Genomic DNA, 17,451 nt, shown 5'->3' on the forward strand with positions numbered 1-17,451 from the left:
CAGAAACTTGCTGTGGAATAAATAAACCGGGTAGAGTCCGGAACAGGGTTGGTCACGACTGGTTGTTTTTGCTGTTCCGGCAAGCGGGTTCTCTTTGGGGAACCCGTTTTTTTTGTTCTGTAAGTATCTACAATATCCGCCCGTTGCGACCGCAAAACAGCGGTCATTTTTGAAATAATAGTGATTCTACTTTGTTTTTGACCGTTCCGACCGTCAAATAGCGGTCAGTTATAAAATAATTATGTCACAAACAACTAAAACCGCCCGTTGCGACCGCAAAACAGCGGTCATTTTTGAAATAATAGTAATTCTACTTTGTTTTTTGACCGTTCCGACCGTCAAATAGCGGTCAGTTATAAAAAAAATCAAGGAACATACCCCCGGAACTATTTTATAAGGCTTTGTAATAAGGTAATTTGGCTTTCGAGTGTTTGTATTCTCTTTTCGTATTGCTCAATCAATTTGTCAGACATTTGGATATAATTGATTCCAATATTTCCTTCCTGTTTACAATTATTAAATACTTGTTGGTGGTCAAACCCTAATAGTTCAATCGGATCTACCTCCAAAATATCGCTTATTTCATTCAGCCGGTTTATGGTTAGTTGCGTTTCTCCTGTTTCAATCTTGGAATATGCCCTGATTGATAAATTCAACTTGTTGGCTATATACTCCTGCGTATAGTTCTTTAGTTCACGTATATGCTTAATCTTTGTGTGTGGGTCTTTTATCATAACAATCTCTTTTACCAGTTCAGTTCAAAAGTAGAACTTTTATTTCAATTAAGGAATTTGTAGGTGGTAAATTACCACAGAAATAAAATATATTTTTATCCTAAACAAATCAACTAATTAAACCCTATTACTAGAAAAACGACTAATCAAAAGGTTATGGATATACTAAAAATAGCCCTTGCCGAAGATCATCCAATGTTACGAAAATCTTTGGTAGCCTTTTTATCCTTAAAGAACAACATTCAAGTTGTCGTACAGGCTGAAAACGGACAGGAATTACTTGACAAACTGAAGACTTCTAAGGTAGATATTGTAATTCTTGATATTCAAATGCCTGTACTCGACGGAATCGCTACATTAAAACAACTCAAATCAGACTACCCCAACAGTAAGGTAATCATGTTTAGTACATGGTACAGCAACCATACAGTAACTAAACTCAAAAAAATGGGAGCTAATGCCTGTGTATCTAAGTCCGAACCTGAAAAACTACTTGATAGCATTTATTCCCTATCCTGATAGTAACCAAAAAACGCCCCCTTTGTCTAGGGGACGTTTTTCTGCTATCAATAATTTTTAACGATGAAAATTCCCTTCAGATTTGAACCCCAAAGGAACTGGATCCATAATTCTTTCTAATTCTTCTTTTTCTCCCCTTCGAGAATAGATTTTATATGTTCTATTCATTTCCCTCTGAACGTACTTACCCTCTTTTCTTTCGAGCCATCCACATAAAATAACGCCAACAAATTTTTTATAATGTTGTCGTTTACCTAAAGGCTTCCCTGATGTGAAGTTTTCACGCAAACTACCAGTAAGATTCGCATGAGGATGTAATGAATGATCATATTTCCACCAAACGGATATACTTAGTTCCTCAAAACCAATATCAGCCCAAATAATTACGGTAGTATGCCCAAATAGTTTTGTAATAAGGTATCCGGCATCCGAATACTTTTTATTATTAGCATCTAGTGAAATCCGTTTTTCACTAAGTAATTTATTAACCGCTGCAACTAATAATTTCCGATATGGGTTCATCGTATTTGATTGAGAATTTTTAAGCAGTGAAGAAGAATCATCTGCTTTAATTGAGTTTACGAAATGTTCCCAGTTATGATATCCACACAGAACAGCGGATTTATCTAATGCGCGAGCATAAATAATTCCTTCCTCTTTACTAATTGATTTTGCCTTACGCTTGATATAACTAGCCGAATGGCACATGACTTTTCGATTCATCTTTATATAGAACTCCCGCCAGAAAAATATCACTCGTCAACTATTTCTCAAAACGAGAGATTCGTTTCGATAATCGAAGTTGTTAAACGCGGTGTTGATACAACTTTGCTAGGACGAGTGGCAAGCTTCCGCAATAAGCATCTTAATAACACTAAACTAAAAAATAATCGGATAAAACCAACTAATTTTTGTCTAGAAGATTTTAGAACTCATGTTTTTAGTTCGACATACTCTTCTGTAATTTCATTATACAGTAGTTTCATCTCCTAAGTAATGTATTGTACACAATAGTTTTGTTATTTCGATTCAATTCATCAGATGTTTCGATACGAAATCGAATCGGTAAAGTATAAAAGTAAATAGTCGAATGTATCAGTTCATCCTATCGAGAACCCAAATAGGGCGTATCGGAAAGTCGGATTTATCGAAATTCGTCCGATTCGGGTTCGTATCGGAGACATGAAGCCTAAAGCTATATCGTAACCTTTTATCGGTTCGTCCTATCGAGAACCCAAATTGGGTGTATCGGAAAGTCGGATTCGTCGAAATTTGTCCGATTCGGGTTCGTATCGGAGACATGAAACCTAAAACTATATCGTAACCTTTTATCGGTTCGTTCTATCGGGAAACCAGATTGGGCATATCGGAAAGTCGGATTCGTCGAAATTTGTCCGATTCGGATTCGTATCGGAATTCGATAATTAGTATTTTTTGACAAACTAAAGAATCGGAAAATTTATTCGTGAGGAGCTGTACTAACCAAATACAAATATCCGATACAGTAAATCGTATCAAAAACAAGCCTTCATAGTATGTTTGGACGCATTTCCTTCTATCTATAAAAATAACTGCCCTCTTTTATCCCACTATTTTTCAACGAATTAAATCAAAACGACCGCATAAACTCCTGTCTACCGGGCAGTTATTTTTTGAAATGATCTTTATCCCTCCCGTTATAACTATAAAAGGTTAAGAAAAAGTAGAAGTCGTTACTAAAGAGATCATAAACGGTTACACAGAGCAACGACGGAAAGAACTCTAACCCTGTACACCGTATTTTTTGTAGTTCCCCTATAGATAGGAATCAACAGATTATAAAAAGTAAATGCGCTCAACCTCCTCTAAATAAAAGGAATGAACGTGTTTTTAAGAAATTTTATAAAATACGGGGGGTCGGAGTTTGAAAAAATTTATTAATTGCAAAATCCTATCAGATGAAAACGGATAAATTAAGTAACAGAAAACGAGAAAATGCAAGCAAAAACGCAACATATAACGCAATTTGTATGCTTTACACTAACAAGGGGATTAACACTAAAATTACTCCCTATGTGCGCATTTGCTAAACATAGAATTGAACAAGCAAAAGAACGGTTGCGAAACAAACTCACATACGAGTATATTGTTTCACTTCCAAAATACAAAAACATCACACACAAACAATACGAAGAATTAATAAATAGTGTTGAATCTGTGTGTTTAGCTTTATTAGAAACGATTATAAACTCTAATCAAATAAAGAATCATGGATAAATTAAGTGTTTTTAAACAATTTGCTCCCAAAGTTGAGGAACAAAACCATACAAAAAATGCAGTTATTTACACCCGTGTTTCTCATTCCAAACAAGAAGATAACACCAGTTTGGAAACACAACTGAAAAACTGCAATAGATATGCAGAAAGTAACGGTTATAATGTAGTTGCTTACTTTGGGGGTAAACATGAATCTGCAAAAACGGACGAACGAAAAGAGTTTGGAAAATTACTTTCTTTTGTGAAACGAACCAAAAGCGTTACTACCATTATTGTTAATACGTATGACAGATTTTCCCGATCGGGTGCAAACGGAATCCAAATCGCAGAAGAACTACAAAAGAAGTATAAAGTTACAACCCTTTCCGCTTCACAGGGAATTGACCCGACCACAATTTCAGGAGAAGTACAACGAAACTTCATGCTAATTCTCGGACATTGGGAAAACCTCACCAGAACTGAAAGAACCATAAGTTCAATGCGTGAATTGGTTGAAAAGGGATATACCCCCTACTCCATTCCACGGGGGTATGTGAACCTAAACAAAGGGGGAAAAGCAGTAGATCAAAAAATTGTACTCAACGAAGAAGGAAAACTATTACGCAAAGCGTTTCTTTGGAAAGCAGAAAAACAAATGCGAAACTGTGAAATTCTTAAACGGTTAAACGCAATGGGACTAAAACTAAATGATCGTAGAATAAGCGAGATATTTGCAAACCCCTATTATTGTGGGGTTATCGTTTCTAAATTTACTCCGGGAGAAGTGAACCAAGGAAAACACGAACCAATGGTATCGAAAGAAATTTTCCTGAAAGTAAACAACATTGTTGCAGATACCCGAAACCACCCTGTTTCGCACAAACAAGAGGATGAAAATTTACCCCTCAAACGTTTTGCGTGTTGTTCTGAATGCGGAAAACCACTAACAGGGTTTATTGTTCGTAAAAAGAACCTCTGGTACTACAAATGTAGAACAAAGGGTTGTAACTCCAATAAGAGCGCAAAACAGCTCCATGAGCAATTTAAAACGATTCTTTCAGCGTTTGAGATTCAAGAAAGTGAAACGGAATTGATTAAAATCGGAATTACGAATATGTACAGCGCTTTTTTTGAAGAAGCAAACGAAAATCAAAAATTGTATAAATCAAAAATTTCAGAGTTGAAAAAGAAAATTGAGAGTGCGGAAGAAAATTTAGTAACGGGTGTAATTGACCGAAAAATGTTTGAAAAATTCACATCAAAATTTAACACTGAAATCGTGGAACTCGAAACTCAACTTGCAAAATTCCGTAAAGGGAGTTCTAACCTTGAAAAAAGCTTGAATATAGTTGTTAAATTTTGCAGGAAACCCTTACTATGGTGGGAAAACGCTAAAGTTGGAGAAAAAATGATTTTGCAAAATTTGATATTCCCAAGCGGAATTATCTATGAGCGAAAAAATGATAGAGTTCTAACCAAACGCATAAACAGTTTTTTCGCTCCAATCCCTGAATTAGTGGGGACTTTGAGAGGAAATAAAAAAGGGGAAAATACTATTTTAAGTAGTTTCCCCTTTAGAGTGACCCCGGCAGGATTCAAACCTGCAACCCTCAGAGCCGAAATCTGATGCGCTATTCAGTTGCGCCACGGGGCCATTTCTGACTTGCAAAGCGCAAAGGTAATAAAAATACGAATTCATCAAAACAAAAATATTCCTCAACCTCATCCTGCTTATTTCCGGAATTATCCGGTTCGTTTATTCAATAATTCGGATATTTGTTCGTTCCATATTTGATTAATTATTGATTATGCGGAAAATTCTGGTTTTCTTCTTTCTTTTCGGTTGGGTGATGATTCCCGCTCTTTTCGGTCAGACTCCCATGGGAGAATGGCGTCTTTTCACTCCCCCGGGAAAAGCAATTGATATCACCGCTTCTTCTACGCATGTTTACGCCGCACTGGAAAACGGGCTTCTGGAACGCGAAATTGACGGAGCTGAAAAATACTTGTGGACCGCAGCAAACAACCTTTCTGATATTGACTTATCCACAGTACATTATGACGCAACAAGCCAGACGTTATTCATCGGTTACGCCAACGGGAATCTTGATTTAATCAAAAACAATACGGTTTACAATATTCCGGCGCTTCTTTTGGCAAACATATCCGGGAACAAACGATACAATACATTTACCTCTTCGGATGGCTTTGTTTATGCAGCTACAGGTGTGGGAATTATCAAATTTGACCCTGTGAAGCAGGAAGTTCGGGACACCTATTTCCCTTTTCCCACCACTACAGCAATCATGGATGTTGCCTTTAAGGGAGACACCATCTTTGCACTGGCCGGAGACCGTGTGCGGTACGGAAATAAAAATAACATCGCCCTCGCCGATTATACCCAGTGGAATGATTACACACTTATTCCTACCGCCTCAGGGGGTAGCTATCACAGTTTGCTGAATAAAAACGGTCGGTTGTTATTGCAATTTGACAGTGATACCAATTTCGAGGATACGTTGTTTATCCAGGAAGGCAGTATATTTTCTCCGTTCAACGCGCTTTTAGACAAGGAAATTAAATCCGTATCACTTTCAGGCGAAAACCTCCTGATCAGCACGGAAGGAACACTGTACGAACTGGATGCCGATTTTAATCAGGTAGATATTGTCTTTCAATACAGCGAAGGCGAGTATGCCTATCCCAACAACGCGGTAAAACCAGGGGAAGATTATTACATCGCTGACAACAACAACGGACTGGTGAAGGCCAGAAACTCGTTCAGTCATGAAAAAATACGTGTTCCGGGACCTTCCAGCAACAGTTATTACCGATTAACCTGGGAAGGAGGCAAACTTGCCGTCGCAGGAGGAGGATTATCCGGAAATCAGGCAACCTACAACACCGCAGGAGTCTACCTTTTCGAAGACGAAGAGTGGGTCGGTATCAACTTGATGAACCAACCGGAAATGGCCGTCAACACCTGGGACATTTTAAGTGTTTCCGTAGATCCGAATAATATTGATCACGTTGTTTTCGGGACACAATCCGGACGGGGTCTGTTTGAAGTGACGGACGGACAAAATATTGCCGAATGGTTTGACGAAAATAATTCTCTGCTTGAACTGACGACATTGGGAAATAACATGTATGCCGTACCTGAAGTATTTTTTGATAACAGCTCCAATTTATGGATCGCTCAGTCGTATTCGAACCTTCCCCTGAAGGTAAAAACAAAAGACAACGCGTGGTACGAGTTTGATCTCGGTGCACCGATGAAATCCAAAGCAATTACCGATCTGGCAATTGACTTCAATGGTATAAAATGGGTGGCTGCCTCCGGATCCGGAGTTGTTGCATTCAATGATAACGGAACGATAGAAGATCCATCAGACGATTCCTTTAAGCGACTGACAATGGGAGAAGGTTTAGGTAATCTTCCTTCCAATATTGTCCGCTCCATTTGTGTGGATTATAACAACGATATCTGGTTCGGAACCGAAGCAGGATTGGCGATTCTTTACAGTGCCGATAATATCACGGAAGCAACTGCGGGTCAATACGATGCCCAACAGATCCTCATTCAGGTGGATGAATTTGTTGAAATTCTATTGGGAGAAAGCGTTATTACCAAAATCGTTATTGACGGAGGAAACCGAAAATGGATCGGAACCGAAGCTTCGGGCGTATTCCTCCTTTCTCCGGACGGAAGAGAAGAGATTTACCGCTTCACAGCAGAAAACAGCCCGTTGATCTCAAACAATATTCTGGATATCGCGATTGACCAAAATACCGGTGAAGTCTTTTTTGCCACCGATAAGGGATTGGTTTCCTTTAGGAGTGATGCCTCGGAAGGTGATCCTGAATTTAATTCGGTAAAAGTGTTCCCCAATCCTGTACGACCTGATTTTACAGGACCGGTTACCATTCAGGGACTTGCCTACAACTCGGATGTAAAAGTAACCGATTCGGGAGGGAATCTGGTCTATCAGACGCAATCCAACGGAGGAACAGCTACCTGGAACGGGAAAACCTTGCAGGGCGAACGTGCCAAATCGGGAGTATATCTGATCTGGACCGCGGATCCATCCGGAAAAGGAAGAAAAGTAGGAAAAGTCGTTTTCATTAACTGATTATGAAGACCAAAGACCAGGCAATTCTTCTGCGTAAAATCAATTACTCGGAGACCAGTCTTATTCTGACACTTCTGTGCAGACAATCCGGACTTCGTACATTTATCTTTCAGGGAGGGAAAAAAAAACACGGGAATATACTCCAGCCCCTTACCTTACTGGAAATCGAATTTTATGAACGACCCGGTTCGGATTTGGCTAAAATTTCCGCTGCTTCTCCCGAGTTTGTTTTCACGTCGATTCACAGTCACCCCTACAAATCAGCGACAGCATTTTATCTGGCTGAGTTATTGTATAATGTAACAAAACAGGAAAGTGAACAGGAAGAAGATTTTTTTCTTTTTCTGGCTGCAGAAATTCACGAGTTGGATTTAGCTCCATTTGAAGCGAATTACCCGCTTTGGTTTACAACAGAACTCACAAAGTGGATTGGTATAGAGCCACAGGTCAATTCATCAGATGCCGGTTTTTTCTACCCGGACGAGGGGATCATCGCAGACAGGGCGGAAAGTACATCAGGAAATTATGAAACAGGTGAACACATCCGGATAGTATCCCGGTTTTTTTCAGCCCCTAAAGACATCGTATTACAATACAGTTTAAATGGAAAAATCAGAAACAGGTTGTTGCGTCTGATGCTCAGGTATTACGCTATACACATCAACGGATTTCACTTCCCGAAATCGGTCGAAGTGCTTGAAGAAGTCTTTAATGATTAATTCCAGTGAATTACTGATTTCATTCTGAAAGACTCGTTAAACGTTTCACGCATTCTGTCCATCTTAAGTTTGGCAGATACATCACCGTTTCGGGCTTTCTCTTTCAATTGATAATACCGATCCAGTGAAAGACCAAAAAGGTCGTGATCCAAAACCATTTTCAGATCCGAGATCCGTGCATTCACCTCAATCAGAAAGTATTCCAGCTCTCCTAATTCCGTCAGCTCCTCCTCACTCAACTCTTGCTTTCCTACCAGTTCCGAATACCGGGGTATTAAACTTCTGAGTGTAGTCAGAAATTGCTCCAGCTCATGATTGACCTGCTCTTGTTTATTTCTGTACTTCATACTCTTATAATTTGGAGGCAAATTACAAAAGTTGTTCAACGAATAAAATTTATTTTTGTTAAAATAATCATAAGATGGCAGGCATCTATATCCACATACCTTTCTGTAAAAAGAAATGCACCTATTGTGACTTTCATTTCTCCACGACTTTTGAATCGTACAGGAAGGAAATGATCGCAGCACTTTGCAATGAAATTCAGATGCGAAGCCCCGCTTTCTTCTCTGGAGAACCATTAACAACGATCTACTTCGGAGGAGGAACACCCAGTTTGTTGACACCAGAAGAACTGGAAACCATTCTTACTGCTGTTCATCAGAATAACTCGACCGAGACCGTTGAAGAAATTACACTGGAAGCCAACCCGGACGACATCACGGAAGAAAATCTGACGGGCTGGAAAAAAGCAGGTATCAACCGACTGAGTATAGGGCTGCAGTCATTCCGGGAACAAGACCTGCAATGGATGAACCGGGCACATTCTGTAGAAGAAGGAGAATCCGCCATTCGCAAAGCACAGAAATTTGGTTTCACCAACCTCACTGTAGATTTGATGTACGGACTTCCTGATCTATCTCAAACGGAATGGAAGGAGCATATTTACAAACTAACAGATCTGAACGTTCCCCACATATCGGCTTATTGTCTGACCGTAGAACCGAAAACAACGCTGCACCACCTCGTAGGAACTAATAAAATCCATGTCCCGGATGAGGACACCCAAGCCGAACAGTTTGAGCTTCTTATCCAAACCCTGCGGGAAAAAGGATACGAGCACTACGAAATTTCCAATTTTTGCCTTCCCGGACAATATGCCAAACACAACTCCAATTACTGGAAGAACAGGAAATACCTCGGAATTGGTCCGTCAGCGCACAGTTATGACGGAGAAAACAGGTTCTGGAACCCAGCAAATAATACGCGTTATATACAATCTGTACAATCAGGGAAACATACACCGGAAAAAGAACACCTTTCTCCCGAAAACCGTTTTAACGAATTATTGCTCACCGGGCTGCGAACAATCTGGGGAGTGGATTTGCAACAGCTTTCTGATACGCTTCCACTGACAGATGCCTTTCGCACCGAAATGGAACATTTTATACAAGCAGGAGATCTACAGCTGTCCGGAAATACAATACGGTTAACCCAACAGGGTAAATTAAAGGCTGATTATATCGCTTCGGCTCTTTTTGTCTGAAATATACAATCGCTTTTTTCGCTATCTTCACGGGATAAAGCATTATTTTTGAAACATGGCAGAAGATTTAGATATCGTAGAGGGAACCAAACAGCAACGCTATGATTCTCTATACCCGCAACTGGAGGCATTACTCGAAGGCGAAAAGAATACAATTGCCAACCTCGCAAACATTTCAGCAGCACTAAAAGAAATGTTCGGTTTTCTTTGGGTAGGCTTCTACCGTGTACAAGAAAACGAACTGGTTCTCGGACCTTTTCAGGGAACCGTTGCCTGTACGCGTATTGCAAAAGGGAAAGGAGTTTGTGGAACTTGTTGGGAAACTGCCGCTGTACAGGTCGTTCCGGATGTAGATGCGTTTCCGGGACATATTGCCTGTAGCTCCCTTTCCCGATCGGAAATCGTACTTCCACTTTTCAAGAACGCACAGGTAGTGGGTGTTCTTGATATTGACAGCGAAAGACTCAATGAATTTGATGCCATAGATGTTCGTGAACTAAGTAAAATTTGCCGGTTGGCAGAACGCAAATGGGATTGATTCGTTTTTTAGTACCCGTCTTACTGATTTTGTTTTTTGCCGGTTGTGCACAAATGGTTCCGTTGGAAGGAGGACCAAGAGACATGGCTGCACCCGTACCTGACAGTGCAGGCATTACTCCTCCCCATGCATCTGTAAATACAGTACCCGAAAAAATACGGATTCCCTTTACGGAATTTATCCGTCTGAATAATCCCACTGCAAATATTGTTGTTGTACCGGAAATCAAACCCCGACCCGAATATAAAATCAAAGGGAAAGACCTGATTATTGATCTATCTAAATCCCACCTCGATTCGAATACAACATATTCCTTTTACTTCAACCGTGCCATACAGGATTACAGTGAGGGAAATGACAGCATCATGAACTATGTATTCGCAACAGGACCTGTTATCGACTCACTCACCTATTCCACCGTTGTTATTGATGCCGAACAGGGAGTACCTGTGTCAGAAGTTCTGGTTGGTCTTTACACCCCTTCGGATACCTTAGATCCATACTTGCATAAACCGAAATACTTTTCCCAGACAGATCAACAGGGGATTGCTAAATTTTCGTACCTCGCAGAGGGAGAATTTGAAGTGTTTGCTTTTAGTGGTTCAACGGCCACTCTTCGCCCCGGAAAAGCCGACCCGGTCGCTTTTCTTTCGCACACTATACAAATCGATACTACGGCAAATACAGATACCCTCTTCATCTTCCCGACATTTGAGAAACGCTTGCGCCTCTTAACAAAAGAGATCACAGCCCCCGGAAGAATTCTGTTAACAGCTACCCGGGAATTTACCGATGCGGATTTTGTTGTAAAAAAGGATTCGGTTCCTATTGATTTTCTTTTACAGGAAACGGAAAAAACAGATTCGGTTTACCTCTGGATCAAAGCGGAAGAACTCAATTCGTACAGCGTTGACATCAACTGGCCGGACACCAGTCTCAGTGCACGATTGTTTCTAAAGAAATCTTCTTTTTCAGAGCCTTTCACGCTAAAGACAAATCTGGCCCGCGAAAACCGGTTGGGAATTTTTGATACCCTACAACTCATTTCAACAGTGCCTCTGCAAGATTTTGATACCAGTTTACTCTCTGTGGTAGATAAGGACACAAACCGTGTACATGTCAAAAGCACTTTTCAGGAACCATCTACTCTGGTTATAGAAGGAGATTTCACTCCCGGAGAACCTTACGAAATAACATGGCTACCGGAATTTGCAACTGATTTCTATGATCGAAAATTGGAGGATACTGTCGTCGTACGTTTCCAACGCAAAGAAGAAAAAAACTATTCGGTTCTTGAACTTGTATTGAAAGATCGCCCTGATCGCCCTATGGTATTGCGCCTGTTCAACGATAAAAACCTCATTGCCGAGGAAACGGTGTATACTCCGGAAGACACACTCTATACGTTTTCATATCTGGAACCCGGGAATTATATTGTCCAGTTTGTACGGGACGACAACCGCAACGGTCAGTGGGACACCGGATCGTATAAAGATAAAATTCAGCCTGAAAACTGCCTGTGGTTCAGAGATCCGATTACGCTTCGCGCCAACTGGGAAAACAGAGTAACTCTTGAGTTCTCTACTCCAAAAGAAGAAAACCCGGATAAACAGGAAACAGAAGACTCCTCAGAAGAGAAAACCGTTGAGGATTAACAGAACTTAAGAAGCGAATCAAAAATCAGCTTTCCGTCTGTATTCGACAATTCAGAATCAGCAGCACGCTCAGGGTGCGGCATCATTCCGAACACATTTTTTCCTTTATTGGTAATTCCGGCAATATTATCCAACGCCCCATTAGGATTCGATTCAGGAGTAACAGCAAGTTCTTCGTTCACATACTGAAACAAAACCTGATCGTTATCCCAGATGCTTTTCAACATTTCATCCGGTGCGAAGAATCGTCCTTCTCCGTGTGCGATAGGAATTTTGTATGCCTTGTCCTCTAATCCTTTGGTAATTGGTGCCGATTCGGAAACTGGCTTTAATAAAACATTTTTACAAATGAATTTCTGGCTGTTATTGTGTAACAATGCGCCTTCCAACAACCCCGATTCGCAAAGAATCTGGAAACCGTTACAAATCCCCATCACATATCCGCCTTTTTCTGCGTGTTTGATCACTTCAGTCATAATAGGGGAAAAACGTGCAATGGCTCCGGAACGCAAATAGTCACCGTAGCTGAAACCTCCCGGAAGAACAACAAAATCAACTCCTTTCAGATCAGTATCTTTATGCCAGAGACGCTCTACTTTTTGTCCAAGCTTCGTCTCAAGTACATATACCATGTCTTCATCACAATTTGATCCGGGGAAAGTTACAACACCAAATTTCATCTTTTATCTCATTTAAAGGGCAATACCCTGTTTACTAACTCCCTTTTCGTCATGAAAAGGAATAATTCCCTGCAAAAATAGTCAATTCTTTCAGAAGAATTTCAAACCTACCTGTATGTAAATTGCAAACAGGAGTAAAAAATACAGTAAAATGTTATAAACAGCAGGAACACGAGCCAATGAAATTCCGGTCGCAACCAGGAAAGTAGTACCTACCTGACTGATCATTACATATTCTTTAATATTCAGAAAATGGATAAACTCGGAAAAGATTAATAGCAAAACAGAAATCCAGGACAATGTAATTAAACGCTTGAATCGCAAACCACTCCTGATGATCTTCTTGTTAATCACGAAAAAGGAAACTAACAAGAGTAAAACCCAGGCAGAAAACTGAATAAGACTGATAAGCGACCAGGAGAAGCCTGAGTTTTGTTCCCAAAAATGATGAATAAAGTTCCCTGAAGGATAGTAGTGTTCGTAAGTGATAATATAGGCCAACACCCCCACGTATGCCAAAAAAATCAGGGCATACTCCCTCCATACGAACGGACGAATAACTATCAGAGTAAAGAAAGGGAAAAGCAAGAGAGGAAAAGCATGCGGGAAGAAACTCAGCCCGATACCAAGCAATAATGCTCCGTTGAATATTGCCCTTTTGGCGTCATCATTTTGGCGAACAAAAAATAATTGGCGAATACTCAGAATGTCAAAAAAGTGGAAAAGAAGCACTCCCGGGTTATCGACAATACTGATCGTAAAACATCCGACAATATAAATGAACCCCACAACATAGGTGTTCCGTTCAAGAAAATCATTCGAGTTAAATGTATTGTTAATAAGATAAGCATTGAAAGATACGATAACTGCAGAAATGACCGTAAGCCAAATGATATCCGGAGAAGGATAATTCCCCCACACGCCCAGATCCAGTTCTTGCGGAATCTCCTGGTACATGAGAAAAACACCACTCATCACCATTGCCAATACCGGAAACAATAAAACAGCCAATGGCTGGTTCGATTTAAAAAGTCGTATCATTTCTGCGAATATACATCACAGAAAAGAAATTATTCATTACATTTGGAGCAAATATTTTAGGTTATGAATTCATCTGTAGTATTCAACGGAATTGCTGACTTGTTACAGTGGACGTTGCAAATTTTTGACGTTATCGGTAACTCTTTTAATTATGCAGTTATCGCTCTTGGTTTTTTCGGACTTTTCTACTGGTTGCGTTACCAGGCGAAATTTAATGCCGAGGCAGCGAATAACCCGAATCAGCTCAAATAAGAGATTATACAATCGGGATAAAGAAACTAAAAAAGGGCGGTTAAATAATAACCGCCCTTTTTTGTGATTTGCTTTTTCTAATTACTCGTCACTGTTCAGAATTTCAAACAGTTGATCAAGATTCGGCGCTATAATAATTTCAATCCGACGATTTTTTGCCTTGTCACTCTCATCCACAGGGTGGTATTCTGAACGACCCGCAGCAGTTAAAATCTCTGGTTTTACGGATGAATTATTCAAAATAATATCAATTACCGAAGTGGAACGAAGAACAGAGAGTTCCCAATTATTCTTCGGATGGCTTGAACTTGCCAAACGATCGGTATCTGTATGACCTTCTACGACAATTTCAATATCTTCTGTTGTTTCCAACACTTTTGCCAGATCAACCAGTGCCCGTTTCCCTTCCGACTCGACACGCGTTGAACCGGAAGCAAATAACAGCTTGGCCTCAAGACTCACATATACCTTACCATTTCTTTCCTCCACAGTAAGACCTTTTCCTTCAAACCCTAGTAGTGCTTTTGCAACACGCTCTTTTAATGCTTTTACTGCTGAGTCCTTTTTTGCAATTAATTCTTCCAGCTCGTTCACTCTTGCTTCACGTTGCGCCAGTAATCTTTGCTTTTCAATTAATTCGGCTTCAAGCTCCCGCAGTGCGTCTTCTTTTCGCTGCACTTCCAATGCTTTTGATTCCAGTTCAGCCTGCAAGCGAGCCGTTTGCGCCGCACTGAGCGACCGGTTCTCATCAAACTTCTTCTCCAGAATAATATTCAGTTCAGTTGCCTTATCATATTCTGCCTGCAACGATCTGAATTTCTGACCCAACTCAGTCGTATCACTTTTCAATGCGCTAATATCTTTCTTCAGATTTTCGGACACAGCCTCCAGATCTTTATACTTCGCCTCATTCTCTATTGCCATCGACTTATACTTCGCCAGCTCCTCAGCACAAACGCGTTCTTTCTCCAACAATTCGTTATACTTTTTTGAAGGAACGCAAGCAAAGAAAAGCGGCATCCCCACCAGTAGTAACCCCAAATTTCTTTTCATGATCTTGACTTTTTTACAAAGTAACATGAATTAAAGGCTCTCCGGGAAGAGGTGAAACCTTTCTTATACACAACCCGGCTTTAACAACTCTACTCAAACACCGGGCAAACGTCAGATTGTGTGCTTTTCTTTTTGCAGGTAGTAATTCCGATCGACAATTCGTGCGTATGCCCCATTCCTCCCTTTAATTTGTTCGTAATGAGATCAAACGAGTACGCAACCGTAAAATAACCTAAGAACTTAACCCGCGCCAGAAACAAAACCGATTCCTGTTTTCGGTATCCGACTCCGAATGTAAACGTATTCCGAAAATCAAGAAGGGCATGAAAATCTATCCCAATAGGTCCGGTAGGTGGAAAGCGAAAAGTAGCTACAGGTAAAAGACTTAGTCCGGCATCATTCAGTTTTATCTGCCCCCCCCCGTTGAGATAAAAATGAATCCTCTTGGATGCCTCATAACCAATCGGGTAATCCAAAGGGATTAAATTCTGCAGGGTAGCCCCAACAAAAAAATGCTTTCCTGTTAACCAGGTTCCGAACGAAGCATCCGGTCCTAAAAAAGAAAAAGAAGAGGTCTGCACTGCAGGATCCGGATCGATTGAAGTCACACGCGAAGCATCAAAAGTCATATTATCAATTCCCGCATAAGCTCCCATCGAAAGGGTAAGCTCTTTTTTTAACGGAATATGTAAAGCATAGGCAAACTGTAAGCGATTATGAGCAAACGGTCCGAATGCTTCGCGTTCGAATTTGAGTCCGACCCCATGGTAAGCCCCCATGTACTTTCTCTTTTTTCCTCCTACACGCGCTGACAAGGTGAAAAAACCTCCTGACGGAGCTTGTGGAACACCAATCCATTGCTGCCGGTATAAAATACGCATATCCACACACGTATTTATTCCTGCTAAGGCAGGATTGAGTGAAAACTGATGAAAGGGCAATTGAGAATACTGAGGCATCTGCTGACCGGATACCCGAACAGTAAACAAAAGAAAAATTACTAGTTGTATGGTTAAAAATCGTCTCATCGTACAATTGTCACTGCCCCTTTATATACCGTATCATTTGGCCCCTGCTCATTTAGTGAGACCACATAGTAATAAGTCGATGTACGCAACAACTTGCCGTTGAATGTTCCATCCCAGAATTTTTCTTCGTTGTAACTGACACTTTCAAAAACCCTTTGTCCCCATTTGTCATACACCTCTATTCGCATATTCGGATAACGGGAGGCACCTTTGATTTCCCAGGTGTCATTAATTCCGTCTCCATTCGGAGAAAAAACATCCGGAATTAGAAGATCACTTGTAACCGTTATGACCATTTCGTCTGTTAATTCACAAACTCCATTAGTGGCAGTAAGAAAAAATGTGGTCGTTTGTTCCGGAAAAGCAATCGGGTCCAGAACATCTGTTGCGCTGAGCCAGATTGCCGGTTCCCAATAAAAATTTGCCCCATCCGTATACCCATCCAGTTGTACAGACTCTCCGGCATATATATCCAGATCCTGTCCGGCGTCTATAATAAATTCCAATACTGTGAACTGGATGTCTCCACTCGTTACCGCTACCGGGCAATCTTCATAACAGGCTGTTTCCGCACGAATGATATCATCATCTTCTATCTCTGCTGTAATTATTTCTGTCCCGACGGAAGTAAACCAGAACACACCATTCCGATACCAGTTTACCGAAGCGGGTTCGGGGCATAGTGTAGTATCTACACTCAGATTAACGGTTTGTCCCTTGCAAAATATAGTGTTGGAGGCAACCAAAGCAATCGAAGAAGCCGGACGATTCACTCCCGGTCCTGCGACCCGCAAATCAAGTTCAAACTGACTGGGATCAACAGCGCCTGCACCAACCATTGTACCCGTTAAAACAATGTAATACTCCGAATCAGGTGCAAGCCCCGTTACCGGAAGATTAAACGCGCCGTTCTGATCCGTTAAACAGCCCAACTGCACATAACCGGCAGAATTACACGGAACAGAAGTTTCAAGTACTGCAATACTCAACGAATTGTTGGTGTTATTAACGGTATTATCAAAAAGAAGATTTGTTCCGGAAACGGTTACGTCTCCCCCCATTGCATTCGTTCTGAAAACAAACCAAATGGTATTCAGTGGCGTAAAGCAAGTGGTAAAATCATCTTCGCAAGAAGGGCAAAAAGTAATATTCGCATTATAGTTATTGACACGAACGGTTTCCTGCGGACAAAGCGTATCTGCATTATTACATTGGTTATAATCCTCCTGCGTATAAACAGAAGAGATCAGAAAGAAAACAGATATGCAGAAAATTACGTATTTCATCACTAAAATGGTATGTAAAACTATAAATTTCC

At 40.7% G+C, this 17,451-nt stretch carries 16 protein-coding genes and 1 tRNA gene; 8 read left to right on the top strand and 9 right to left on the bottom strand.

The features are described 5' to 3' along the window. Positions 1 to 386: 386 nt before the first annotated feature. Entirely contained in the window at positions 387 to 734 is a 348-nt protein-coding gene (locus ABDZ97_RS06010) for a helix-turn-helix domain-containing protein (RefSeq protein ID WP_343785681.1), read from the bottom strand. A gap of 156 nt (positions 735 to 890) precedes the next feature. Between ABDZ97_RS06010 and ABDZ97_RS06015 the strand changes: the two genes are divergently transcribed. Beyond that, positions 891 to 1,253, top strand: a complete 363-nt coding sequence (locus ABDZ97_RS06015; protein ID WP_343785682.1) for a response regulator — start codon at positions 891 to 893, stop codon at positions 1,251 to 1,253. 57 nt (positions 1,254 to 1,310) lie between these two features. Here ABDZ97_RS06015 and ABDZ97_RS06020 read toward each other — a convergent pair whose 3' ends face one another. After that, on the bottom strand, positions 1,311 to 1,976 hold the full coding sequence (locus tag ABDZ97_RS06020; RefSeq protein ID WP_343785683.1) for a hypothetical protein: 666 nt from the start codon (positions 1,974 to 1,976) through the stop codon (positions 1,311 to 1,313). A 1,525-nt stretch (positions 1,977 to 3,501) separates the two neighbouring features. Here ABDZ97_RS06020 and ABDZ97_RS06025 point away from each other — a divergent pair. Further along, a complete protein-coding gene (locus ABDZ97_RS06025; RefSeq protein ID WP_343785709.1) occupies positions 3,502 to 5,115 on the top strand; it encodes a recombinase family protein in 1,614 nt (537 codons plus the stop codon). On the opposite strand, the gene ABDZ97_RS06030 is transcribed toward ABDZ97_RS06025, so the two are convergent. Further along, a tRNA-Arg gene (locus ABDZ97_RS06030) sits at positions 5,069 to 5,142 on the bottom strand. The two genes, ABDZ97_RS06025 and ABDZ97_RS06030, sit on opposite strands and share 47 nt — an antisense overlap. Before the next feature lie 154 nt (positions 5,143 to 5,296). On the opposite strand from ABDZ97_RS06030, the gene porZ reads away from it, so the two are divergent. Further along, entirely contained in the window at positions 5,297 to 7,621 is a 2,325-nt protein-coding gene (gene porZ, locus ABDZ97_RS06035) for a type IX secretion system anionic LPS delivery protein PorZ (RefSeq protein ID WP_343785684.1), read from the top strand. A 2-nt stretch (positions 7,622 to 7,623) separates the two neighbouring features. Next, a complete protein-coding gene (gene recO / locus ABDZ97_RS06040; protein WP_343785685.1) occupies positions 7,624 to 8,340 on the top strand; it encodes a DNA repair protein RecO in 717 nt (238 codons plus the stop codon). Here the strand turns inward: recO and ABDZ97_RS06045 are convergent. After that, on the bottom strand, positions 8,337 to 8,687 hold the full coding sequence (locus ABDZ97_RS06045; protein WP_343785686.1) for a hypothetical protein: 351 nt from the start codon (positions 8,685 to 8,687) through the stop codon (positions 8,337 to 8,339). The genes recO and ABDZ97_RS06045 overlap by 4 nt on opposite strands. A gap of 74 nt (positions 8,688 to 8,761) precedes the next feature. On the opposite strand from ABDZ97_RS06045, the gene hemW reads away from it, so the two are divergent. Genes hemW through ABDZ97_RS06060 form a run of 3 tightly spaced genes read left to right on the top strand, consistent with a single transcriptional unit; the run spans position 8,762 to position 12,079 of the window. Continuing rightward, a complete protein-coding gene (hemW, locus tag ABDZ97_RS06050; RefSeq protein ID WP_343785687.1) occupies positions 8,762 to 9,886 on the top strand; it encodes a radical SAM family heme chaperone HemW in 1,125 nt (374 codons plus the stop codon). Between the two features lie 55 nt (positions 9,887 to 9,941). After that, positions 9,942 to 10,424 (top strand): GAF domain-containing protein, encoded by a 483-nt coding sequence (locus ABDZ97_RS06055; protein ID WP_343785688.1) that lies wholly within the window; start codon positions 9,942 to 9,944, stop codon positions 10,422 to 10,424. Next, positions 10,394 to 12,079 carry an Ig-like domain-containing domain gene (locus ABDZ97_RS06060; protein ID WP_343785689.1) on the top strand — a complete coding sequence of 562 codons (1,686 nt, stop codon included), beginning with the start codon at positions 10,394 to 10,396 and terminating at the stop codon, positions 12,077 to 12,079. Before ABDZ97_RS06055 ends, ABDZ97_RS06060 begins: the two co-directional genes overlap by 31 nt. Here the strand turns inward: ABDZ97_RS06060 and purQ are convergent. Both purQ and ABDZ97_RS06070 read right to left on the bottom strand, forming a co-directional pair. After that, complete coding sequence (gene purQ, locus ABDZ97_RS06065) at positions 12,076 to 12,759, bottom strand: phosphoribosylformylglycinamidine synthase subunit PurQ (RefSeq protein ID WP_343785690.1); 684 nt, start codon at positions 12,757 to 12,759, stop codon at positions 12,076 to 12,078. The genes ABDZ97_RS06060 and purQ overlap by 4 nt on opposite strands. Before the next feature lie 90 nt (positions 12,760 to 12,849). After that, positions 12,850 to 13,800, bottom strand: coding sequence for a hypothetical protein (locus ABDZ97_RS06070; RefSeq protein ID WP_343785691.1), 951 nt, complete (start codon positions 13,798 to 13,800; stop codon positions 12,850 to 12,852). A 63-nt stretch (positions 13,801 to 13,863) separates the two neighbouring features. On the opposite strand from ABDZ97_RS06070, the gene ABDZ97_RS06075 reads away from it, so the two are divergent. Then, on the top strand, positions 13,864 to 14,052 hold the full coding sequence (locus ABDZ97_RS06075) for a hypothetical protein (protein ID WP_343785692.1): 189 nt from the start codon (positions 13,864 to 13,866) through the stop codon (positions 14,050 to 14,052). Positions 14,053 to 14,133: 81 nt separating this feature from the next. Here ABDZ97_RS06075 and ABDZ97_RS06080 read toward each other — a convergent pair whose 3' ends face one another. The 3 genes from ABDZ97_RS06080 to ABDZ97_RS06090 form a co-directional block, all read right to left on the bottom strand. Next, the gene (locus ABDZ97_RS06080) at positions 14,134 to 15,105 is read right to left on the bottom strand and encodes an OmpA family protein (RefSeq protein WP_343785693.1); all 972 of its coding nucleotides are present in this window, start codon (positions 15,103 to 15,105) and stop codon (positions 14,134 to 14,136) included. An 89-nt stretch (positions 15,106 to 15,194) separates the two neighbouring features. Continuing rightward, positions 15,195 to 16,133 (bottom strand): PorP/SprF family type IX secretion system membrane protein, encoded by a 939-nt coding sequence (locus ABDZ97_RS06085; RefSeq protein ID WP_343785694.1) that lies wholly within the window; start codon positions 16,131 to 16,133, stop codon positions 15,195 to 15,197. Next, positions 16,130 to 17,419 (bottom strand): T9SS type B sorting domain-containing protein, encoded by a 1,290-nt coding sequence (locus ABDZ97_RS06090; RefSeq protein WP_343785695.1) that lies wholly within the window; start codon positions 17,417 to 17,419, stop codon positions 16,130 to 16,132. Before ABDZ97_RS06090 ends, ABDZ97_RS06085 begins: the two co-directional genes overlap by 4 nt. Positions 17,420 to 17,451 lie beyond the last annotated feature (32 nt).

It is taken from the genome of Wandonia haliotis (assembly GCF_039523435.1).
In the GTDB taxonomy this organism is placed as follows: Bacteria; Bacteroidota; Bacteroidia; order Flavobacteriales_D; family Crocinitomicaceae; genus Wandonia; species Wandonia haliotis.